This is a genomic window from Bradyrhizobium sp., from assembly GCF_035484855.1.
In the GTDB taxonomy this organism is placed as follows: domain Bacteria; phylum Pseudomonadota; class Alphaproteobacteria; order Rhizobiales; family Xanthobacteraceae; genus Bradyrhizobium.
Map to the genome: position 1 here is coordinate 1 of NZ_DATHOP010000022.1, position 21,472 is coordinate 21,472.

General features: G+C 63.8%; 18 protein-coding genes. 12 read left to right on the forward strand and 6 right to left on the reverse strand.

Going from position 1 to position 21,472, the window contains the following annotated elements; genetic code table 11:
- The 4 genes from VK804_RS01595 to VK804_RS01610 form a co-directional block, all read right to left on the reverse strand.
- Positions 1 to 204: hypothetical protein (locus VK804_RS01595; RefSeq protein ID WP_325367106.1), on the reverse strand; the 204-nt coding region annotated here is incomplete at its 3' end.
- 124 nt (positions 205 to 328) lie between these two features.
- A complete protein-coding gene (locus tag VK804_RS01600) occupies positions 329 to 1,156 on the reverse strand; it encodes a carbohydrate ABC transporter permease (RefSeq protein ID WP_325367108.1) in 828 nt (275 codons plus the stop codon).
- Positions 1,153 to 2,064, reverse strand: coding sequence for a sugar ABC transporter permease (locus VK804_RS01605; RefSeq protein ID WP_325367152.1), 912 nt, complete (start codon positions 2,062 to 2,064; stop codon positions 1,153 to 1,155). The genes VK804_RS01600 and VK804_RS01605 overlap by 4 nt, the downstream gene beginning before the upstream one ends.
- A 29-nt stretch (positions 2,065 to 2,093) precedes the next feature.
- Positions 2,094 to 3,419, reverse strand: a complete 1,326-nt coding sequence (locus VK804_RS01610; protein ID WP_325367110.1) for a sugar ABC transporter substrate-binding protein — start codon at positions 3,417 to 3,419, stop codon at positions 2,094 to 2,096.
- A gap of 196 nt (positions 3,420 to 3,615) precedes the next feature.
- Here VK804_RS01610 and VK804_RS01615 point away from each other — a divergent pair, with 196 nt between their 5' ends.
- The 9 genes from VK804_RS01615 to VK804_RS01655 all read left to right on the forward strand — a co-directional run bounded on the left by VK804_RS01615 (position 3,616) and on the right by VK804_RS01655 (position 16,388).
- The gene (locus VK804_RS01615; RefSeq protein ID WP_325367154.1) at positions 3,616 to 4,560 is read left to right on the forward strand and encodes an SMP-30/gluconolactonase/LRE family protein; all 945 of its coding nucleotides are present in this window, start codon (positions 3,616 to 3,618) and stop codon (positions 4,558 to 4,560) included.
- A gap of 85 nt (positions 4,561 to 4,645) precedes the next feature.
- Positions 4,646 to 5,485 (forward strand): aldo/keto reductase, encoded by an 840-nt coding sequence (locus tag VK804_RS01620; protein ID WP_325367112.1) that lies wholly within the window; start codon positions 4,646 to 4,648, stop codon positions 5,483 to 5,485.
- Between the two features lie 126 nt (positions 5,486 to 5,611).
- On the forward strand, positions 5,612 to 6,601 hold the full coding sequence (locus VK804_RS01625; protein ID WP_414642694.1) for a DMT family transporter: 990 nt from the start codon (positions 5,612 to 5,614) through the stop codon (positions 6,599 to 6,601).
- A 240-nt stretch (positions 6,602 to 6,841) separates the two neighbouring features.
- Entirely contained in the window at positions 6,842 to 10,297 is a 3,456-nt protein-coding gene (locus VK804_RS01630; RefSeq protein WP_325367114.1) for an autotransporter domain-containing protein, read from the forward strand.
- A 414-nt stretch (positions 10,298 to 10,711) separates the two neighbouring features.
- Positions 10,712 to 10,906, forward strand: a complete 195-nt coding sequence (locus VK804_RS01635) for a hypothetical protein (protein ID WP_325367116.1) — start codon at positions 10,712 to 10,714, stop codon at positions 10,904 to 10,906.
- A 25-nt stretch (positions 10,907 to 10,931) separates the two neighbouring features.
- Positions 10,932 to 12,326: a class I SAM-dependent methyltransferase gene (locus VK804_RS01640; protein ID WP_325367118.1), complete on the forward strand. Its 1,395-nt coding sequence runs from the start codon at positions 10,932 to 10,934 to the stop codon at positions 12,324 to 12,326.
- Complete coding sequence (locus VK804_RS01645) at positions 12,313 to 13,860, forward strand: sulfatase-like hydrolase/transferase (protein ID WP_325367120.1); 1,548 nt, start codon at positions 12,313 to 12,315, stop codon at positions 13,858 to 13,860. The genes VK804_RS01640 and VK804_RS01645 overlap by 14 nt, the downstream gene beginning before the upstream one ends.
- A 134-nt stretch (positions 13,861 to 13,994) precedes the next feature.
- A complete protein-coding gene (locus VK804_RS01650; protein WP_325367122.1) occupies positions 13,995 to 15,077 on the forward strand; it encodes a zinc-binding dehydrogenase in 1,083 nt (360 codons plus the stop codon).
- 330 nt (positions 15,078 to 15,407) lie between these two features.
- Positions 15,408 to 16,388, forward strand: a complete 981-nt coding sequence (locus VK804_RS01655; RefSeq protein WP_414642695.1) for an IS110 family transposase — start codon at positions 15,408 to 15,410, stop codon at positions 16,386 to 16,388.
- A gap of 52 nt (positions 16,389 to 16,440) precedes the next feature.
- Here the strand turns inward: VK804_RS01655 and thiD are convergent, their stop codons facing one another.
- Positions 16,441 to 17,241 carry a bifunctional hydroxymethylpyrimidine kinase/phosphomethylpyrimidine kinase gene (gene thiD, locus VK804_RS01660; RefSeq protein ID WP_325367127.1) on the reverse strand — a complete coding sequence of 267 codons (801 nt, stop codon included), beginning with the start codon at positions 17,239 to 17,241 and terminating at the stop codon, positions 16,441 to 16,443.
- Positions 17,242 to 17,363: 122 nt separating this feature from the next.
- Between thiD and VK804_RS01665 the strand changes: the two genes are divergently transcribed.
- From VK804_RS01665 to VK804_RS01675, 3 genes are all read left to right on the forward strand, one after another.
- A complete protein-coding gene (locus tag VK804_RS01665; RefSeq protein ID WP_325367129.1) occupies positions 17,364 to 17,609 on the forward strand; it encodes an Lrp/AsnC ligand binding domain-containing protein in 246 nt (81 codons plus the stop codon).
- Positions 17,610 to 17,692: 83 nt separating this feature from the next.
- Complete coding sequence (locus VK804_RS01670; protein ID WP_325367131.1) at positions 17,693 to 19,135, forward strand: MmgE/PrpD family protein; 1,443 nt, start codon at positions 17,693 to 17,695, stop codon at positions 19,133 to 19,135.
- A gap of 249 nt (positions 19,136 to 19,384) precedes the next feature.
- Positions 19,385 to 20,440 carry an Ldh family oxidoreductase gene (locus VK804_RS01675; RefSeq protein ID WP_325367132.1) on the forward strand — a complete coding sequence of 352 codons (1,056 nt, stop codon included), beginning with the start codon at positions 19,385 to 19,387 and terminating at the stop codon, positions 20,438 to 20,440.
- A gap of 1 nt (position 20,441) precedes the next feature.
- Here VK804_RS01675 and VK804_RS01680 read toward each other — a convergent pair whose 3' ends face one another.
- Complete coding sequence (locus VK804_RS01680; protein ID WP_325367134.1) at positions 20,442 to 21,380, reverse strand: cytochrome c; 939 nt, start codon at positions 21,378 to 21,380, stop codon at positions 20,442 to 20,444.
- Between the last annotated feature and the right edge of the window lie 92 nt (positions 21,381 to 21,472).

The following is a 21,472-nucleotide window of genomic DNA, read 5'->3' on the forward strand; positions in this document are numbered from 1 at the left end:
GCGGCGGTTAACCGTTGTGAGAATATAGTTGGGGTCGAGACACCGCGGACTTTTGGGTATTCCGCGGCGGCCCCGGCAAGGGACCATCGCAGCGTCCTCATGAAGGGCATAGACCGACGGTTTCATCCGAGGATCCTTCGCTTCAACAGCCGCTTTATCGCCGGCATCAATTCCGATCGCCGTCGCGGCCGGCGCCAGCGTCACGGGTCCCAGCAGTCCCGCAACCCGCCAGCAGCGGCTGGTCGAACCTATAGGATTTAGGTTCCGCCCGCCACTCGAAATCTGGCAGATATCGCGCGCGCAACGAGAGCTACGGCGGATTTGCTCGCTATCCGCCCTTGACCGCGCCCGCGGTCAACCCCGCCACGATCTGGCGCTGCGCGAACACCGTCAGCAGCAGGACCGGTAGCGTCACGATCAGCGCCGCTGCGGCGAGCGGGCCCCAGCTCAGCTGGTCGAAGGAGATCATGTTGTAGACGGCAACCGGCAGCGTGCGCGTCTCGCGCCCGGCCAGCACGATGCCGAAGACAAAATTGTTCCAGGAGAAGATCACCGCCAGGATGAAGGCGACCGCGATGCCCGGCCGCGCGATCGGCAGCGCGACGTAACGAAATACCTGCCAGCTCGTGGCGCCGTCGATCAGCGCCGATTCCTCCAATTCCATCGGCGTGGTCTCGAAATAGCCGATCATGATCCAGATCACGATCGGCACCGTCACCACGAGATGAATGATGATCTGCGGCCACAGCGTGCCGAGCAGGCCGAGCCACTGGAACAGCAGGAACAGCGGGATCAGATAGGAAAGGCCGGGCGTGATGCGCGCGATCAGGATCACCACCGCAGCCTTGTGCGCGCGCATGCGGGCAAGGCCATAGCCGGCGGGCACCCCGACCAAAAGCGCGAACGCGGTCGCAGCTCCCGTGACGATCAGGCTGTTGGCAAAATAGGTCGAGAAGCGGTTGGAGGCGAACACGGCGGCGTAATTGCCCCAATTGAAATGCGCTGGGATGAAGATCGGCGGATAGGACGCATTGTCGACCTCGAACTTGATCGACAGCGACAGCATCCAGAGGAAGAACAGCACCGCCGGCGACACGATGACGAGGAGCGCGAAGGCAAGCCCCAAATTGCCGAGCAGGCGCCGCAGCGGACTCATGCCGCGCCTCCCGCATCGTTCCAGTGCGTGGTCTGGCGCAGGCGAAGCAGGGCGCCGGCAAGCGCCACGATCAGCGCAAAGAACACGACCACGATCGCCGACGCATAGCCGAGGTCGTAATAGACGAAGGCGACGCTGTAGAGATAGAGGTTGATGGTCTCCGAAGCCGTGCCGGGCCCGCCCTGGGTGATGGCGAAAATGATGTCAAAACTCTTCACCGCGTCGATCATGCGGATCATGGCGGCGATGAACAGGAACGGCATGATCAGCGGCAGCGAGATGTAGCGAAACACCTGCCAGCGGGTGGCGCCGTCGATCAGCGCGCTCTCATAGGGCTCGGCCGGGATCGCGGCCAGCCCGCCGAGCACGATCAGCATCACCAGCGGCGTCCATTGCCAGGTTTCGACCATCACCAAGGAGGGAATCACGGTCGCCGGATGAAACACCCAGAGCTGCGGCGGTAGGCCTGCCAGCGACAGCAGATAGTTGAGGATGCCGAGTTGCGGATGGAACATCATGGTCCACACCAGCGCGATCGCCACCGGGGTCGCCATCATCGGCAGAATAAAGAGGCCGCGTAGAAAACCGCGCATCGGAAATCTGTTGTGGAACACGATGGCCGCAAGCGTCCCGAACAACAGCGGTAACGCCACCGACAGCGCGGTGTAGACCAGGGTGTGCTCGATCGATTCCACGAAACGCGTATCGCTCGGCAGGCGGATGTAATTGGCCAGCCCCACGAAGGTCGGCGGCGAGCCGACCTTCCATTCATGCAGGCTCATCCAGATCGTGTAGGCCCAGGGGAAGATGATGACCGCGAGCACCACGACCAGCGCCGGCACCACGAACGGCCAATAGGAGGGCGGCCGCCACCCCTCGGTTTCGCCGCTACCGGCGCCCGATCGCACCGGCGCCGCTTCGCTCGCGGCAACCCCGCTCACGACTTTTCGCTGCGCTCCAGGATCGGGCGGAATTGCGCGTTCGCCTTTTTCAGCTCCGTCTCGGGGTCCGCTCCCGACAGCGTCGCGGTGAGTGCGGCGCCGACGATGTCACGGAACTCGGCGACGGGAACGATCACGGGCAGGCCGAGTTTCGAAATTTTCGCCGAGCCGATCACCGAGTCCAGCCATTCCGGCGGCATCTTGACGCCCTTGCGCACCTCCTCGTCGTTGAGGATCGAATTACGGAACGGCACGCCGCCGCCGCTCTGCAGCAGCCGCGCGCCCATGGTCTTCGACACCGCCCACTGGCAATAGAGATAGGCGGCTTCCTTCTTCGTGCTGGCTGTGGGAATGCCGATACCGTCACCGTAGGCGGCCGAATATTGTCCCTTCGGGCCGGCCGGCACCAGCGCGTAGCCGATCTTGCCGACGACGCGCGAGGCGTTGGGATCCTCGATCGGCGGCGCCCAGCCGACGCCGTCGATCCACATCGCCGCGCGGCCTTGGGTCAATGAGGCCATCGACTCCATCCAGTTGAAGCCGGCGACACCGGGAGGCGCGGTCTTGGTCAGGAGGCGCTGATACAGCTTGGTGGCCTCGATCGCCTCCGGGCCGTCGGTGAGAATGTCGCCCTTGGCGTTGAGAAACTCGCCGCCATAGTCGAGGAAGAAATTGGTCCACAGTGTCATGTTGGCGTTGCGCAGGCCGCGGCCGGTAAAGCCGTAGATTCCATTGGCGGGGTCGTTGAGTTTTTCCGCGGCGACCGCCATTTCGTCCAGCGTCTTCGGCAGCGTGACGCCCTTCTTGGCGAACAGCTCCTTGTTCCAGTACAGGATGAAATAGTCGACCGACATGGGCAGCGAATGCATTTCGCCCTTGTCGTTCTCGGCGAATTGCCGGCCGCCGGCGGAGAAGTCGTCGACCCGAAGGTCGGGCGCGGTCAGGTTGGGGTCGTTCATGAACGCGGTGAGGTCGGCGAGCCAGCCGGCCTTTTCGAACTGCCGCTTCTGCACGTGATAGCTGACATGGATGACGTCGAAGCTGGGCTTGCCGGAAGTGAGTTCGATCACCGCCTTCTGCCGCTGCTGCTGTTCCGGAATGACCTCGGATTCGACTTTGATTCCGGTGAGGTCGGTGAATTCGGCGGCGTATTTCTGCAGCAGCTCGCCGCGCGGCCCCTTGATCAAATTGGCCTCGATGGTGGTGCCGGCATATTTCTTCCACTGCACGTCGGCGCGCGCAGGAAACCCGCTGAGGCCAAGCGCGGTGGTCGCGAGTGTTCCCTGCAACAGGGAACGCCGGGTCGGGCCGAAATGAGCCATGTTGTGATCCTCCCTCGAATCCGCCTTTGTCGGCGGCGATTATTGTGTCGGCGCGTCCGCGCGGCAGCCGCGCGGGCGCCTTCCCGATTCATAGCACGCTGCGGAATCGGAACAAGAACGACCTGCTGTAACAATCGACGGCGCGGACGGGCTGCTTTATGGTGCCGCGCGTCTCTCACAGGTGAAATGTGACATGATGTATCTGGACGCGCCGCCGCGGCTGATCGAGACAAGCGTGTTTTCAGCGATGCCGGATCACTTCAGGCGCAAGGACGTGCGCACCGTTTGGGCAGACGCCAATCGGCCGGGCCAGCCGACCGATTGTTTCATCGAGGGCCCTTCGTTCGATGCGGCGGGCAATCTCTACGTCGTCGACATTCCATTCGGCCGCATCTTCCGGATCGCGCCTGACGGCACATGGGTGCTGGTGATCGAATATGACGGCTGGCCCAACGGCCTCAAGATAGCCGCCGACGGCCGCATCCTGGTCGCCGATTACATGCACGGCATCATGGAACTGGATACCAAGGCGGGGCGGATGCGGTCGGTCAAGACGGCGCGCAATTCCGAATCCTTCCGCGGTTGTAACGACCTGCATCTCGCCTCTAACGGCGACATCTATTTTACCGACCAGGGACAGACCGGGCTGCATGATCCGACCGGGCGAGTCTACCGGCTCTCGCCTGACGGACGGCTCGACTGCCTGATCGTTACCGGCGTCAGCCCCAATGGCCTCGTGCTCGATCCCGCCGAAAAAGTGCTGTTCGTGGCGATGACCCGCGACAACGCAGTGTGGCGGATGCCGTTGATGGCGGACGGCAGCGTGGCCAAAGTCGGCCGCTTCTGCTCGACCTTCGGCGCCAGCGGTCCCGATGGCATCACGATGGATAAAGCTGGCCGGCTGTTCGTGGCGCATGCCTCGCTCGGGCATGTCTTTGTGTTTGCGCCCAACGGCGAGTTGATCGCGCGGATCAAATCCTGCAAAGGGCCGACCTGCACCAATGTCGCGATCGGCGGCGAAAACCGCGACCGTCTCTACATCACGGAATCGGTCACAGGGACCGTGCTGGTTGCGGATATCGGTGTTCTCGACTCGTCATTGCGAGGAGCCAACGGGTCCGACCTTCGGCCGGCCCGATGATAAACTCCGCGACGAAGCAATCCATTCTTTCTTTGCGCGGCGAGATGGATTGCTTCGCTGCGCTCGCAATGACGGAGTAGACATCGTGAGACAGCAACCATTCGGCCAAAACGGTCCGTCCGTGTCCGTGATCGGACAGGGCACCTGGTATCTCGATCGCGGCAACCGGGCCAGCGCGATCGCAGCACTTCGCCGCGGCATCGATCTCGGCATGACCCACATCGACACCGCCGAGATGTATGGCGATGCGGAGCTGGTGATTGCAGACGCCATCGCCGGGCGGCGCGACGACGTCTTCCTGGTCTCGAAGGTATTGCCGAGCAACGCCTCGCGGCGCGGCGCGATCACCGCCTGCGAACGCTCGCTGAAGCGGCTGAAGACCGATCGGCTCGATTGCTATCTCTTGCACTGGCGCGGCTCGTATCCGCTTTCGGAAACGGTCGCCGCGTTCGAGCAATTGGTGAGCGACGGAAAAATCCGCGCCTGGGGCGTGAGCAATTTCGATGCCGGCGATCTCGACGAGATGTTGGCTGTGGCGGGCCCGGGCCGGATCGCCTGCAATCAGGTGCTGTATCATCTCAGGGAGCGCGCGATCGAGCATGCGGTGATCCCGTGGTGCAAGGCGCACGGCACCGCCGTGGTCGCCTACTCGCCGTTCGGGCACAATGATTTTCCGCAAGGAGGCAGCAAGGCAGGCGAGATGCTCGGGACCATCGCCAGGGCGCACCGCGCTTCGCCGCGTCAAATCGCGCTGGCTTTCCTGACACGCGATCAAGAGGTGTTTGCGATTCCGAAAGCCTCGAGCGAGGACCATGCCGCCGACAATGCCGCGGCGGGCGATCTTCTGCTCGGCGACGCCGAGATCGCAGCGCTCGACAAGGCTTTTCCGCGCGGACCGAAACCGCGAGGCTTGCCGATGCTGTAGGCTGCGCGCCGCCGCTACGCGCGCAATCGCGCATATCGGCTGCCTGTTTTCGGACCTTGTCGATGCAGGGCAATTATCGTTTTTTGGCGGCTCACCCGATTCGATATTGCTCTGCCGAGTTCGACATTGACCCCGCCTCCCGCCGCAGCCGCCAGGCTGGACAGTGCCTCATTGCCATCGCCCGAGAAGAAGCCCGCCGCACGCATCGCGCCTGCGCGCGCCGACCGGCCGTTTCGCGGCATCGCGCTGATCCTTGCCTCCACGGTTTTTCTCGGAACCTCCGACGTAACAGCGAAATATTTGTCGGCGACATTGCCCTCGACCGAAATCGCCTGGATCAGGTTTCTGGTGTTCGCGCTGATTATGTCGCCGGCGATGCTGCCGGGCTCGCCGCTCTACGCGCTGCGGACCGGGCGCAAGGGGTTGCATCTGATGCGCGGCGTCGCGCTGCTCGCGTCCTCGCTGTTGTTCATTTCCGGCCTTCGCTTCCTGCCGATCGCGGAAGCCTCCGCCACCGGTTTCGTCTCGCCGCTGTTCGTCACCGCGCTGTCGATCGTCTTTCTCAACGAGAAGGTCGGCGTGCGCCGTTGGCTCGCGACCGCGGTCGGCTTGTTCGGCGTGTTGATCATCCTGCGTCCCGGCAGCGGCGCGTTTCACCCGGCCGCGTTCTTTCCGATCGTCTCGGCGTTGGCCTGGGCCTGCACCCTGATCATGACGCGGATGATGAGCGGCCGGGAACACGCGATGACGACCATGGCCTGGTCGTCGATCGCGGGCGTCGGCGTTCTCTCCGCGCTGGTGCCGTTCGCCTGGGTGCCGCCAAGCTGGCACGACATCCTGTTCGGAATTTTCATCGGCGTGGCCTCGACCGCCGGGCAGTGGATCGTCGTGCCCGCCTTCCGCTATGCCGACGCCTCGGTGCTGGCGCCGTTTTCCTACACCCAGCTGCTGTGGGTCTCGATCCTCGGCTTCGTCATCTTCGGCGAAGTGCCCGACATCTGGACCGTGCTGGGTGCTGCCTTCATCGTCGGCAGCGGTCTCTACACCGCGCACCGCGAGCGCGTCCGGCGCTCGCAGCTCTTGGCGATGGACGGGGAATTGTCGCCGAACGCGTGACCCCGCCGATGCGGATTAGCCTGCTGACCAGGCTTTGACGGTTTCTGGCGTTGCACAGGCGCCACAGTTTAACCGAAAACAGCCGGTTTTCGGCGCCGGATCGACGGATTCGGGGCTGTCCGTAAAATTACGGACTATGGGCATGCTAGCCTGCTGCCCACGCAGCGCCGAAAGAGCGCAGCGGCAGGGCTATGGGGTTGGGCGTTGCGTTTTCGGTGGCCATCATGTGCGCGAGGTGCGATGCGCAGAGGCGCGGCCGCGCTATGCTGCGCCATCGCCGTGGCGGCCGCCGGTCTGGTGCCGGGAACACCTGCGCAGGCGCAGAGCCAGACCTGGGGCGGGACCGGCAGCACCACCGCCACGGCGGGCTATAAGGTCGGCACCAACTGGTCGCATCCGCCCGCCGGCGCGCCGATCGCAGCCGGCAAGTCCGCGGTTTTCGATGCGACGGGATCGAGCACCATCACTGTCGGCGCCGGCGCCATCACGCCGGATTCCTGGACCTTCAACGCCAACGCGCAGTCTTACACCATCACCGGCGCGGCGGTGAATTTCAGCGCCACCGGCGGCCTCTTCAATCATGCCAATGCCGGCCAGACGATTTCGATTTCCAACGCGCTCGGGGAATCCGCTGCCGGCGCGCAGCTTCAGCAACTCGGCAACAGCACCCTGATTCTCACGGGCGCCAATACCTTTAGCGGCGGCACCACGATTTCCGCAGGCACGCTGCAAATCGGCAATGGCGGTGGCACCGGCAATATCACGGGCCCGGTAGCCGACAACAGCATCCTCGCCTTCGACCGCTTGAATAACTTGAATTTCGGCGGCGTCATCTCCGGCAGCGGCCAGGTGCAGCAGATCGGCGGCGGCACGCTGGTCCTCTCCGGCGCCAACACCTATTCGGGCGGTACGCTGGTTTCGAACTTCAGTACGCTGCGGGTGAACAATTCTACGCCGGGCACCAGCAGTTCGGTCGGCACCGGCACGGTCACGCTTGACAATGGCGAGTTTCAGGCCGGCGGTGCGCTACTGGTGTTCGGCAACAATTTTGCGGTCAACAATACGGCCGGCGGCAGCGCGATCGACGCCAACGGACGCATCCTGACGATCTCCGGCAACATCGCCGACGGCAACGGGCCCGGGAAGCTGACGATCCTGGACAGCGGTTCCGGTGGCCGCGTCGTGTTCACGGGAGCCAATACCTATTCGGGCGGAACGCTGATCTGCTCATGCGGCACGCTGCAGCTTGGCACGGTTGCCCAATCGGCTTCGATGACCGGCGCCATCGACAATGAAGGCGTGTTCAATATCGTCAATTCCAGCTCCGCCGGAATCACGACGATTACCAACGAGTTGTTTTCCGTGTTGCGATACCGGGGAACGAGTTCGGCCGGCGGCGCCACGATCAACAACCAGTTCGGCGCCACCACGCTGTTTTTCGCCAACAGTACGGCGGGTAACGCCACGATCATCAACGACAGCTTCGGCGGCTTGGGTCCACCGGTCGGCCTCGCATTCTTCGGCGCCAGCACCGCCGGGACCGCCACCATCACCAACAACGCCAACGGAGTGATCGCGTTCGGCTTTCCCGGCGGGCTGAGCACCGCCTCCGCCGATCAGGCCAACATCACCAACAATTCCGGCAGCGTCCTCGAATTCAACGGCTTGTCGACGGCCGGCAACGCCACCATCACCACCAATGCCGGCGCCGCGGTCGCCTTCTTCGACGGCTCGACCGGCGGCAATGCGCAGTTCATCACCAACGGCACCGGCTATGTCGATTTCTCCGGCAGCATCGGACCGAACGCCGACGGGCGAATCAGCGCGGGTTCGATCGCGGGCTCCGGCAGCTATTACATCGGCGCCGGCAACACGCTGACCGTCGGCAGCAACAATCTCTCGACCGAAGTGAGCGGCGTGATCGCCGATTTCAATCCGTGCGGCTGCGGCCCGCCCGGACCGGGCTCGCTGGAAAAGGTCGGCAGCGGCACGCTGACGTTATCGGGCGTGAACACCTATACCGGCACAACGACCGTATTCGGCGGCATCCTCGACGTCGAAGGCTCGATCGCGTCCTCGAGCCTCACCACGGTGAATTCCGGCGGCACGCTGACGGGTGCGGGCACCACCGGCAATGCCACCATCGCGGGTGGCGGCATCCTCCTGCCCGGCAACGGCACGCCGGGCTCCTCCATGACGGTCGCCGGAAATCTCGCATTCCAGTCGGGCGCGCTGTATCTGGTGCAGGTCACCTCGGCGACGTCGACGTTCGCCAACGTGACCGGCACGGCGGCACTCGATGGTTTCGTCGGTGCGTCGATCGCGACGAACAGCAATCTCATGAAGCAATATACCATCCTGACAGCCGCCGGAGGCCGCAGTGGCACCTTCGCGGGCGTCGATACCTTGGGTCTTCCCGCCAACTTCGTCGCCAGCCTGAGCTATGATCCCACGCACGCCTATCTCAATTTTGGACTCGATTTCGCGGCGAGATCCAACCTGAACATCAACCAGCAGAACGTCGCCACCGCGTTGACCAACTTCTTCAACGCCAATGGCGGCATCCCCTTCACCTTTGCTTCGATGACCCCGGCCGATCTCTCGCAAGTCTCGGGCGAGACCGCGACCGGCACGCAGCAGGCGACCTTCGACGCGATGAACCTGTTCCTGGGATTGCTCACCGATCCCTTCATCGCCGGGCGCGGCGGCTCCACTTCACCGGGCGGCGGCGCGACGCCGTTTGCCGATGAGGACGACAGCGCCAGTGCCTATGCCGCCAAAAAGCAGAATGCCGCGGGCGATGCGTTCGCGAAAATCCCGACCAAGGCGCTGCCCGCGCGCAACGATCTGTTCGATCCGCGCTGGAGCGTGTGGGGCGCGGCCTATGGCGGCGGCAGCAGCACCAGCGGCAACGCGGTGCTGGGGTCGAACAGCTCTACCGCGCGCGCGTTCGGTTTTGTCACCGGCGCCGACTACCGGATTTCGCCGGCGACGCTGGCGGGCTTTGCGCTGGCCGGCGGCGGCACCAATTTTGCCGTCAATGGATTTGGCTACGGCCGCTCCGACTTGTTCCAGGCCGGCGCCTTCGTGCGCCACACTGTCGGCGCGGCCTATGTGTCGGGTGCACTCGCCTATGGCTGGCAGGACGTGACGACCGATCGCACCGTGACCGTCGCCGGCGTCGATCACCTGCATGCCGAGTTCAACGCCAATGCCTTTTCGGGGCGCCTCGAAGGCGGCTACCGCTACGTGACGCCATGGCTGGGCATCACGCCCTATGCCGCCGGACAGTTTACCACCTATATGCTGCCGGCCTATGCCGAACAGGCGCTGTCGGGCGCCGGCACCTTCGCGCTGAACTATGCCGCCAAGGATGTCACGGATGCGCGGACCGAGCTCGGCATCCGCACCGACCGATCGTTCGCGATGCAGGGCGCGATCCTCACTTTGCGCGGCCGGCTCGCCTGGGCGCATGACTTCAACACCGACCGCAACATCTCGGCGGTGTTCCAGACGCTGCCGGGGGCTTCCTTCGTCGTCGGCGGCGCGGCGCAGGCGCATGATTCGGCGCTGACGACGGCGTCGGCGGAATTGAAGTGGCTGAACGGCTGGTCCACGGCCACCACCTTCGAGGGCGAGTTCTCGAACGTCACCCAGAGCTACGCCGGCAAAGCGGTCGTGCGTTACAGCTGGTAGGTCCGGATTTTCTGCCGACGATCTCCGCTCCCTGCATCGATTTGTTTCGATCGATGAACGCTATTTCTTGTCAGAAATAAATCGAGCGTACTTGTCTGCAAAATAAGCAATTCGGCTTCGATCGAGCAAGTAAGTGTGCCCTATGTCCGGGCGCCAACATATCGCTGCGGCGAATGCGTGTCGTCACACGTCACTTCCGCCGCGACATCACTTACAAACTTTTAATGCTGTTCTCTCTACCGCGAAGTCTTCGCGCGTTGTATTTTTCGCCGGGGCTGAATCGTACGAGACTCTCATGAGCAGAGTGGCTGCTGCATTCGTCGTCGAAAGGTAGCAATCGTGATGTTGGGAACCGCTCGAACAAACCAGCGATCGTACTCATCGCATTTTCTCCCGTTACGAAATGCGTTGAGGGTGAGTGCCGGCACGGTCGTCGCCGCGATCGGGTTCATGCTCTGGAGCACGCCGGCGTCCGCCTATCTCGATCCCGGCGAAGGCAGCATGTTGGCGCAGGCGATGTTCGCGGCAACCGTCGGAGGCTTCGTCGGCCTCAGGCATTATTGGCGAAGAATTGCGGGCTTCCTGCGGTCGAAGAAAATCCGGGACTGACCGATCACGCCGAAACGGCGACCAAATGGTCTCGCTCGTACGCAGCACCGAATCGTTTCGCGATCGTTCCGGCGAAATCTATGTCGATGGCGGCCGCATCTATCGTTCGGTCAACGCCGCTGCCGCCTCGAGCTACGAAATCCTGAAAGACTGGGCGTTTTTCGAAAACGCGCAAGCCGCCGGCTTCTATATCGGCGGCGAGGAGGTCGATGTCGGCCTGCTCGGGCGCGCAAGCGGCGATCCGCGTTATCTCGTCGAGCATCCGCGGCTTTCGTTCGTCTCCTATCCCTATGAGTGGTCGTTCGCGCAACTGAAGGCGGCGGCATTGCTGCACCTCGACCTGCAGATCTTCGCGCTGGACCGTGGCGTCGTGCTGTCCGACGCCAGCGCCTATAACGTACAGTTTATCGGTGCGCGTCCGGTCTTCATCGACCTACTGTCGTTCCGGCCCTATCGGGAAGGCGAGTACTGGACGGGGCAGCGGCAATTCTCCGAGCAGTTCCTCAATCCGCTCTTGATGCGATCGCTGCTCGGCATCACGCACAACGCGTGGTTTCGCGGTCGGCTGGAAGGTATTCCGGCTTCCGATCTGGCGGCCCTCATCCCCTTGATCCGGAAATTCTCGTGGAACCTCCTCTGGCATGTCGTGCTGCCATCGCACCTGCAGCGGGCGGCGGGTCGACGCGCAGTCGATACGGCCCCAGGCCCGTTGCGGCCGCTGCCGAAAAACGTGTATCGCCGAATGCTGTTGTCGCTGCGAAATTTTATCGATCGGCTGAAGCCCGCGGACGATGCGCCGAGCGCCTGGCGCGACTACGCCGATGACAACATCTACGTTGCTGGCGAGATCGAGCGGAAGCGAGGCATCGTCACCGAGTTCGCTGGCAAGCTGCGGCCGCGGAGCCTGTGGGACATCGGCTGCAACACCGGGGCTTACGCCGAACTCGCCATCCAGGCCGGCGCGCGCCACGTGATCGGACTGGACAGCGATCCGCAGTCGCTCGATCGTGCGTTCCAGCGCGCGCTCGACCGTTCGCTGCCGCTGATCGCGCTTCATGTCGATGCCGCCAATCCGAGCCCCGGCCAGGGTTGGAACGAGGCCGAGCGCAAGAGCCTGAAGGCTAGAGCCGACGGCGATGCGCTGCTCGCTCTCGCCTTCGTTCATCATCTCGCGATCGGACGCAACATCCCGCTGGACTGGGTGCTGCAGTGGCTGGTCGACCTCGCGCCGAGGGGCTTGATCGAGTTCGTGCCCAAGGACGATCCGACGGTGCGCCGGATGCTGGCGTTGCGGGAAGACATCTTCGACGACTACAGCGAGGCGGCGTTCGCCACCTCGCTCGGCCGCCTGGCGCGCATCGAGCGCGTCGAGGCCATCTCGCAATCCGGCCGCAAGGTGTACTGGTATGACCGGACCTGACGCGGACACGCCGCGCAAACGATTGCGGATCAATCCCGGCGTTTTGGCGCTGCTCGCGGCGAGCCTGTGGCCGTTTGCAAACTTCGCCTATCAAAACCGCGGCGCCTATTTCAGCATGGACTGGCTGCTGGTCTATTTTGCGATCGTCCTTTGCCTGTTTGGCGGCATCGCCGCGATCCTGAGCCTGCTGACCCGGCGGCCGTTTGCCAGGATCGCCGCGCCTGTCGCCGCGTTCATCATCCTGACCTACTGCTACGGTGCGATGAAGCAGGCAATCCCGGTACCGCCCAATTATATCGGCTACGTCTGGCTGGCCCTGGCCATCGTGATCTGCACGGTGATATGGTTCGCATCGCGCAACCGCAACGCTTTGACCGCCATGTTCGCCGCCGTGCTGGTGCTGGTGGCATTGCCGATCGCGGGCTATCTGGAATTCATCGCCGTGTCGCCGTTTGCGAGCGCCGACGCGGCGACCCCTCCATATCTGGCTGCGTTCGTGCGCAAGCCGAACGTCTATTTCATGATCCTCGATGCCTACGCGCGCGCCGATACCCTGAAAGAGGCGCTTGGCTTCGACAATCAGCCGTTCATCGACGAGTTGCGCGGACTGGGATTCTTCGTGCCCCGGAGCAGCGTTTCGAACTACCCGGCCACGAACGCCTCGGTCGGCAGCATCCTCAGTCTGGATTATCCGGCGGCGGCGCACAGGCTGGATGGCGTGGCGTCGGCGTTTCGGCGGGTGCTGCTCGGCCATAACGTGGTCGTAGAAAAGCTCAAGGCCGAAGGTTATCGATATATCGTGGCACCGTCGGGGATCTGGACCAAGATCAGTTGCGGCGGCACCGAGGATCTCTGTATCGAGAAGACGCGCGCCATGGAAATGGAGCGCGCGCTGGTCTCATTGACGCCGCTGCAGCTGCTCAGCGAAAAAGGCGCTTTCAGGAGCCTGTTCCGCTCGACCGCCGAAGACTATCTCGAACCCGACGATCTGCTGCGACCGCTTGGCGATCCGCTGGCGCACGCGCCGTCGCCGTTCTTCGCCGTGATCCATTTTGGCGGCGTTCACGATCAGATTTACGAGAGCGATTGCCGAAAGGGGGAGCCGGGCAGTGTCACGCTGTTCGACCGAAACACCGCCGAGCGCTACACGGATTCCGTTCATTGTACCAACGAACAGCTGGTGCCTCTCCTGAAGGCGATCATCGCGCGCGATCCCGATGCCGTCATCCTGATCACCGGTGATCACGGGCCGTCGATCGGCCTGGACCGGCACCTGCAACCGCCGATCAGGCCGTGGACCTGGGGCATCCACAGCCCTGAGGACTACCGCAACCAGTACAGCACCATGACGGGCATTCGTCTGCCGGCGTCGTGCGCTGACATGCTCTCGGACGATCACTACGCCGTCAATGATTTCCGCATCGTGTTCGCCTGCCTGAGCGATACCAGGCCAAAATTGCTGGCGAACCAGGCCTGGTATTTTTATTTCGACGACGAGCGCGTGGTGCCGGTTGCCCCCGAGCTCATGAAATGACCCGGCCGACATTGCCGCTTGCGGCGGCTGGAGATGCCGGCTTAGGGGGCCGCATCTGCTTTCGATCTTTCTTTCTCTTGTCGGCTGTGGGAGAGGGGAGGGACGGATAATTTTCCAATGCGGGGGAGGATCGATTGCGCGCGGCCATTTTCAGGAACGGCGAGATCGTCGTCGATGCGCTGCCCGAGCCGGAGCCATCGGCCGGTCAGGTGGTGGTCAAGACGCTGGCCTGCGGCATCTGTGGTTCTGACCTGCATGCACGCAAGCACGCCCATCGCATGGTGGAACTGGCGAGGCATTTTCCCGGCCGCAAGCCGATGGATCTTGCCCGTGACGTCGTGTTCGGCCACGAATTCTGCTGCGAGATTTTGGACTATGGCCCGGGTACGCCGCGCAGGTTGAAACCGGGGACGCTTGTCTGTTCGCTGCCGGCGTTGCTGACGCCGGAAGGGCCGAAGGCGATCGGATATTCCAACGACAATATCGGCGGCTACGCCGAGCGCATGCTGCTCAGCGAAGCGCTGCTGCTGGAAGTTCCCAACGGTCTCGCGGCGGAACATGCCGCGCTAACCGAGCCGCTGGCGGTCGGTGTCCATGCGGTTGCCAAGGCCAATGTGCGCGGCGACGAGGTACCGCTGGTGATCGGCTGCGGCCCGGTGGGACTGGCCGTGATCGCGGCGCTGAAGATCAAGGGCCTGCATCCGATCGTCGCGGCGGATTATTCGCCGGCGCGGCGGGCGCTCGCCGAAAAACTTGGCGCCGACATCGTCGTCGATCCCGCGCGCACGCAAGCTTTCGCGACCTGGGCCGAACACGCCGCGATGTCGAGGGAACAGCAGGCGGCGCGTCCCGCCATGCAGGCGTGGCTGCCGGCGCTAAAACCTGCGCTGATCTTCGAATGCGTCGGCATCCCCGGGCTGATCCAGCAGGTGTTCGAAGGCGCGCCGCGCGACGCCCGCATCGTGGTGGTCGGCGTCTGCATGGAAACCGACCGCGCCGAGCCGATGCTCGGCATCATGAAGGAACTCAACGTTCAATATGTGCTGGGCTATACGCCGGAGGAGTTCGCCCATTCGCTGGGCCTGATCGCCGAAGGCGAGGTCGACGCGGCGTCCATGGTGACGGCCACCGTCGGCATCGAGGGCGTTGCCGGCGCCTTCGCGGATCTCGCCAATCCGGAGCGGCATACCAAGATCATCGTCGAGCCCTGGCGGTGATCGTCGTCGTCCCGGACAAGCGAGCGAAGCGAACGCCGATCCGGGACCTATACGCCGCGGCCGTTGTTGGCTTAACTCAATGGTGGACGGCTTTCGCTCTACAATAACCGCCGGTGGTTATGGGTCGTAAGTCTCGGGTGCCTCGATCTGCTATGATGGGGGTGATCGAGGCGGGCGTTGCGGGGTTTATGGGAGGTCTTTCGCGGCCGTCGGGATCTCGCACCCCGCCTCGTTTAATTGAAGGGCCGGACACCCGGACGGTAGCAAGTGCTGGCCGCACGTTTGACGATCCAGGAGCCGGCCCTGCCTCGTGAACAAGGCAGGAGCAACATGACACTCTCTCATTCGACGGACAATACATTCGTTGGCATCGACGTCGGTGGCGCGGGCCTGGACGTGGCATGGCATCGGGGCGATAGCGCCCATTACGCAAATCGCCCCGATGCCATTGCCACCCTGGTCGAGCGCTTGCGGACGGGGCCTGAAGTAACGCGCATCGTGCTCGAGCCGACCGGCGGCTACGAGAAGGCGCTGGTGAAGGCGTTGCGTCAGGCGCAGCTTCCGGTCGAGGTCATCCACACGACACGCTTTAATGCCTACCGCGCGTTGGTCGGCGTCAAAGCCAAGTCCGACACCTCGGATGCCAAGCTGCTTGCGTCCTATGCTGCAGCTCCCGACGAGGTTCGCGGCCGCAAGGCTGGCCACGTCGAACTGCCGGAAGATGCGGTCCGAGAGGAACTTTCTGAACTTGCAAGCCGCCGGGACCAGCTCAAACACATGATCCATGCCGAGACCTGCAGGCTCGGCACAGTCCGAAACGACGAACTTCGTCAGATGATCATCACTCATCTTGCGACGCTCCGCGCCGAAGACAAGCAGGTGCATCGGATGATGCTGGAACTGGTCCGTCAGCGCGACGACCTGCGGCGCGATCAGCGGCTGCTTAAAACCATCAAGGGGATCGGCGTGAAGTCTGCGCTGGTCCTGCTTGCCTCTGTCCCCGAACTTGGCCGGATCGACAACAAGGCGGCCGCGGCCCTCATCGGGGTCGCTCCCTTCGTCCGCAAGAGCGGCACCATGAACGCACCGGCACGAATCCACGGCGGCCGAGCACCTGTGCGCAGCATCCTCTACATGGCGGCCGTCACCGCCAGCAAACACAATCCATTGCTGAGCCCCTTTTATGACCGCCTCATCGCCAAGGGCAAACCGCCCAAAGTTGCCCTCATCGCCGTGCTCCGACGCCTCGTCGTCTTCGCCAACGCCGTGCTCAGGTCAGGCCAGCCCTGGAAAGGCGCCTCCGCCACTTGACATGCAACACGGTAGATCCCTGCGTTCGCAGGGACGACGATAGATTTTCTTGCTAATAAAACCGGTGGAAATGGTGGATCGGCCCGTGGCCGTGGCCGATGCCGAGATCATTGGCCGCAGCGATCGCGGCGCTGACAAAAGTTTTGGCGTTGCGCACTGCCGTTTCCATGTCCTCGCCCTTGGCAAGGCCTGCCGCGATCGCCGAGGACAGCGAGCAGCCGGTGCCGTGGGTGTTTTTGGTGGCGATGCGCCGTGCCGGGAGTACGACGGTGCGGCCGGCGGTCATGAGATAGTCGATGCTGTCCTCGCCCTGCCCGTGGCCACCCTTGATCAGCACCGCGCGACAGCCGAGCGCCAACAGCCGCTGACCCTGATCTTCGATCGTGTCCTGGTCGATGGCGATCGGCTCGTCGAGCAGGGCCGCGGCCTCGGGCAGGTTCGGCGTGACGAGGTTGGCGCGCGGAATGAGTTTTCTCCGCAGGCCTTCGACCGCGTCCGCCGCCAGCAGCCGGTCGCCCGAGGTCGCGATCATCACGGGATCGAGCACGACATGCCGGGGCGACCAGCGTTCAAGCCCCGCGGCGATCGCCTGGATCACCGAAAACTCCGCCACCATTCCGATCTTGACGGCGCGGACGTCGAGATCGCCGAACACCGCATCGATCTGCGCGGTGACGAAACCGGCAGGCACGGCATGAATGGCGGCAACGCCGCGCGTGTTCTGCGCGGTCAGCGCCGTGATCACGGAGGCCCCAAAGACGCCAAGCGCGGCAAAGCTCTTGAGGTCGGCCTGGATGCCGGCGCCGCCGGACGAATCCGAGCCGGCGATGGTGAGCGCGATTGGTATCGTCATCGCTCACCCCGCATCGGCTGCAGCGGTCCAGGCAGGGTCATGCGCTGTCCTAGCCCGCCCCGTCATTGCCAGCAAGTTCTCGGGCGCTATATTGCGGCTTACCTCTTCCGGAGACGACAACGATGGTTCCCTTCTTCGTCCAGATCAAGTGCAAGCTCGGCCAGTCCTACACCGTTGCGAACGCGCTTGCGGAAGCCGAGATTGCCTCGGAGATCTATTCCACCGCCGGCGATTACGACCTGCTGGTCAAGTTCTATGTCGATAACGACACCGACATCGGCCACTTCATCAACGAGAAGGTGCAGATCCTGCCCGGCATCCAGGACACCCACACCATCATCACCTTCAAGGCCTTCGGCGCTACCTAGCGCTAAGGGCCCGTCAACGCGCCATCGGCGCCAAAAAGAGGCGCGCGGCCCGGAAGGGATCGACGCGCCAGTTCGGGGAAACCATGCATCGACGACATCTTCTGCACATGGCGGCCGCGACCGCCGCGGTCATCGGTTTGCCGGCGCGCGTTCGCGCCGGGACACCGCCCGGTCCCGTCATGAGCGCGCTCAGCGACTACATGAGCGCCGCCGGTAGCCGCGCGCTGCCGGCGGATATCTCCGAGCAGGCGAAATTCCATTTGCTCGATACGCTGGCGGCGATGATCTCGGGATCGGAATTGCCGCCGGGACAGGCGGCCGCGCGCTACATCCGCGAACGCGGCGCCAAGGGCACCGCCACGGTTGCCGGATTTGCGCTGACGGCGGCGCCGATCGACGCCGCGCTCGCCAATGGCGTGCTGGCGCACTCGGACGAGACCGACGATTCCCACAATAATTCGCATTCCCATCCCGGCTGCTCGATCGTGCCGGCGGCGCTCGCAGCCGGCGAGGAGTTCGGCACCGACGGCGCCCGCCTGCTGCGCGCGGTGACGCTCGGCTACGACGTCGGCCCGCGCGTGACGATGGCGATGGGCGACGACGATTTCAGCTATGGCAGCAGCCTGTCTACCCACAGCATCGCCGGCAATTTCGGATCGGCGGCGGCTGCCTGTTGCGCCGCCGGCCTCGACGCGCGCCAGATGCGCTGGGCGCTCGACTACGCCGCGCAGCAATCCTCCGGGATCCGCGCCTGGCGCCGCGACATCGATCACATCGAGAAGGCCTTTGCGTTCGCCGGCATGCCCGCCCGGAACGGTGTCACCTCGGCGCTGCTGGTCAAGTCCGGCTGGAACGGCGTCGACGACGTGTTCTCGGGCGAGGATAATTTCTTCCAAGCCTATGCGCCGAAGGCGCAACCCGAGCGGCTGATCGAAAAACTCGGCGAGCGTTACGAGATCGCGCAGACCGACATCAAGAAATGGACGGTCGGCTCGCCGATCCAGGGCCCGCTCGACGCGATCCAGGCGATCCGCGAGAAGCACCCGTTCGAGGCCGACCAGGTGGCGCGCGTCAAGGTGCATCTCGCACCCGCAGTTGCCGCCGTCGTCGACAACCGCGACATTCCCGACATCTGCCTGCAGCAGATGGTCGCGGTGATGCTGCTCGACAAGACGGTTTCCTTCCATGGCGCGCATGACAAGCCGCGAATGCAGGAGGAGGCCACGCTGCGCCAGCGCGCCAAGGTGAACCTCGTCCATGACGAGGACCTCAACAAGCTGCTGCCGGTTCGCGTCGCCGTGGTCGAGATCGAACTGACCGACGGCAGCCGTCTCACCGAACGTGTCTCGGCCGTGCGCGGCACACCGCGCAACCCGATGGGACGCGGTGAAGTAATCGACAAGGCCCGCGACCTCACCGCGCCGGTGCTGGGTCGCGAGAAGTCGGAAAAGCTGATCGAGACGGTGTTTGCGATCGAATCCGTCACGGATGTTCGCAACTTGCGGCCGCTATTGCAGCGTGAGTAGAGCAAGATGCGGCAGCGATTGCTCCCTCTCCCCGCTCTTCGCGGGGAGAGGGTTGGGGTGAGGGGCTCTCTCGGCATCGGGACTCGCGGAGACTCCCCCTCACCCGAAATTCGTGACCCACGAATTTCGACCTCTCCCCGCAAGCGGGGCGAGGTGACCCGAATTCGCGCGTTGCCGATTCAACACGAAGCCATCATGCTCTAGTCTCCTGCGCCCGCCATTCAAACCGGAGTACCGATCCTGTCCGAATTGACCGTCACCTTCGAACGCCTGAAAACCTTCATCCAGCAAGCCATGATCAAACTGGGTCTGCCCGACGCCGACGCCGCAACCGTTGCCGCACTGATGGCGCAAGCCGACCTGCAAGGCTCGGACGGTCACGGCGTCAGCCGGCTGCCGCAATATGCCCGGCGCATCAAGGCCGGCGGCTTCAACGTGCACCCGAACATCCATGTCGTGCATGAGCGTGCCGGCATGGCGCTTCTGAACGGCGACAACGGCATGGGCCATCTGGTCATGAAGCGGGCGGCCGAGATCGCGATCGAGAAGGCGCGCACGACCGGGATCGCCTGGGTCAATTCGCAATACAGCAACCATGCCGGCCCGGCCTCGCTCTACGCCACCATGCCGCTCGCCCACGACATGATCGGGCTCTATTTCGCGGTCGGCAACGCCAATCACCTGCCGCCCTGGGGCGGGCTGGACATGCTGCTGTCGACCAATCCAATCGCAGCCGCTATTCCCGCCGGCGAGGAAAAACCCATCGTGCTCGACATGGCCACGACGGTCGCAGCCTATGGCAAGGTCAAGACCAAGGCGCTACGCGGCGAGACCATGCCGGAGGGCTGGATGATCGACCGGCAGGGCAAGCCGCTGACCGATCCGAAACGCGCCGACGAGGGCATGCTGCTGCCGCTCGGCGGCATGGAGGCCGGCTACAAGGGCTATGGGCTTGCCCTGATCATCGGACTGCTCGCGGGCACGCTCGGGGGTGCGGCGATGGGCAAGGACGTGATCGACTTCAATCACGACGACGACAGCGTCACCAATACCGGCCAGGCAATCGCAGCGATCGACATCGCGGCCTTCGGCGATGTCGCGGCCTTCAAGGCCAGCGTCGACACGCTGGTGCGGGATCTGCGCAATTCAAGCCGGATGCCCGGCGTCGACAGGATATCGGTGCCCGGCGAGCGCAGTCACGGGACGCGGGTGAAGCGGGCGCGCGACGGCATTCCGATCGCGCCGGCGCTACAGCGCGGGCTCGATCAAGTAGCCACCGAACTCGGAATCGCAAAACTTGGATAGGTCAGGACTTGTCACCGTCCTTCGCCGCCTTCTTCGGCCGCGGCGGCCCGTCGACTGGCGGCAGCGATTTGAGATAATTCGCGATCGCCGCGCGATCCCCGGGCGACAATTGCGAGGTGTTCTTGATGACGCGCACCATCGAGCCACCCGCGCTGTCGCCGTCGGGCATGTCGCCGGTCTCGAGGAAATAGGCGATGTCCTTCTCGCTCCAGTCGCCGATCCCCTTTGGCGTGATGTTCGGCACAAAACCCTCGCCTTCCATGTTGGGCCCGCCGGCAAAACGCTGGCTCGCCATGATGCCGCCGAGGAAATTCCGTGGGGAGTGACACTCCGCGCAATGGCCGAGACCGTTGACGAGATAGGCGCCGCGATTCCATTGCGCCGAACGCGCAGCGTCCGGCTTGAACGGCTCATCATCCATGAACAACAATTTCCAGATTCCGATGTTGCGGCGAATGTTGAACGGAAACGGCACGTCGTGATCGCGCACCTTGCCGGAGACCGGCGGCAGCGTCTTCAGATAGGCGAAGAGGTCGGCGATATCCTCCGGCCTTGCATGCGCGTAGGACGTATAGGGAAAGGCTGGAAAATAGTGCGTGCCTTCAGGCGAAATACCCTTGGTCACCGCGGTGACGAATTGCGCCTCTGTCCATCGCCCGATGCCATCGGCCGGATCGGGCGAGATGTTCGGCGCGTAGAACGTCCCGAATGGCGAGGGAATGGCGAGCCCGCCGCCGAGCTTGAAACGGTCGGGCTGGCCGGGCACGGCATGGCAGGAGGAACATCCGCCGGCATTGAAGGTTGTCTGCCCGTTGGCAAGGTCCGGCGCATGGGCGGGCGCGGTGACCGCCGGCATGGCCGGGACGGCCGTCAGCCACCAATAAACCCCAAAAGCCGCGGCACCGGCGAGAATGGAGCAGGACAAAATTCGTCGCAGCATCGCCGATCCGTCACGATCCATCTTCAACTAACGGCTAGTATGGCGGCTAATTGGACCGTAAGCTGCCGGAAAATTTGCCGAGAAAAAGGTCC

Excerpts from the sequence above, each read along its gene's own strand:
- VK804_RS01655 (WP_414642695.1), top strand. The coding sequence starts at position 15,408 with ATGACACTCTCTCATTCGACGGACAATACATTCGTTGGCATCGACGTC.
- VK804_RS01665 (WP_325367129.1), top strand. The coding sequence starts at position 17,364 with ATGGTTCCCTTCTTCGTCCAGATCAAGTGCAAGCTCGGCCAGTCCTAC.
- VK804_RS01600 (WP_325367108.1), bottom strand. The coding sequence starts at position 1,156 with ATGAGTCCGCTGCGGCGCCTGCTCGGCAATTTGGGGCTTGCCTTCGCG.
- VK804_RS01645 (WP_325367120.1), top strand. The coding sequence starts at position 12,313 with ATGACCGGACCTGACGCGGACACGCCGCGCAAACGATTGCGGATCAAT.
- VK804_RS01610 (WP_325367110.1), bottom strand. The coding sequence starts at position 3,419 with ATGGCTCATTTCGGCCCGACCCGGCGTTCCCTGTTGCAGGGAACACTC.
- thiD (WP_325367127.1), bottom strand. The coding sequence starts at position 17,241 with ATGACGATACCAATCGCGCTCACCATCGCCGGCTCGGATTCGTCCGGC.
- VK804_RS01630 (WP_325367114.1), top strand. The coding sequence starts at position 6,842 with ATGCGCAGAGGCGCGGCCGCGCTATGCTGCGCCATCGCCGTGGCGGCC.
- VK804_RS01670 (WP_325367131.1), top strand. The coding sequence starts at position 17,693 with ATGCATCGACGACATCTTCTGCACATGGCGGCCGCGACCGCCGCGGTC.
- VK804_RS01640 (WP_325367118.1), top strand. The coding sequence starts at position 10,932 with ATGGTCTCGCTCGTACGCAGCACCGAATCGTTTCGCGATCGTTCCGGC.
- VK804_RS01615 (WP_325367154.1), top strand. The coding sequence starts at position 3,616 with ATGTATCTGGACGCGCCGCCGCGGCTGATCGAGACAAGCGTGTTTTCA.
- VK804_RS01680 (WP_325367134.1), bottom strand. The coding sequence starts at position 21,380 with ATGCTGCGACGAATTTTGTCCTGCTCCATTCTCGCCGGTGCCGCGGCT.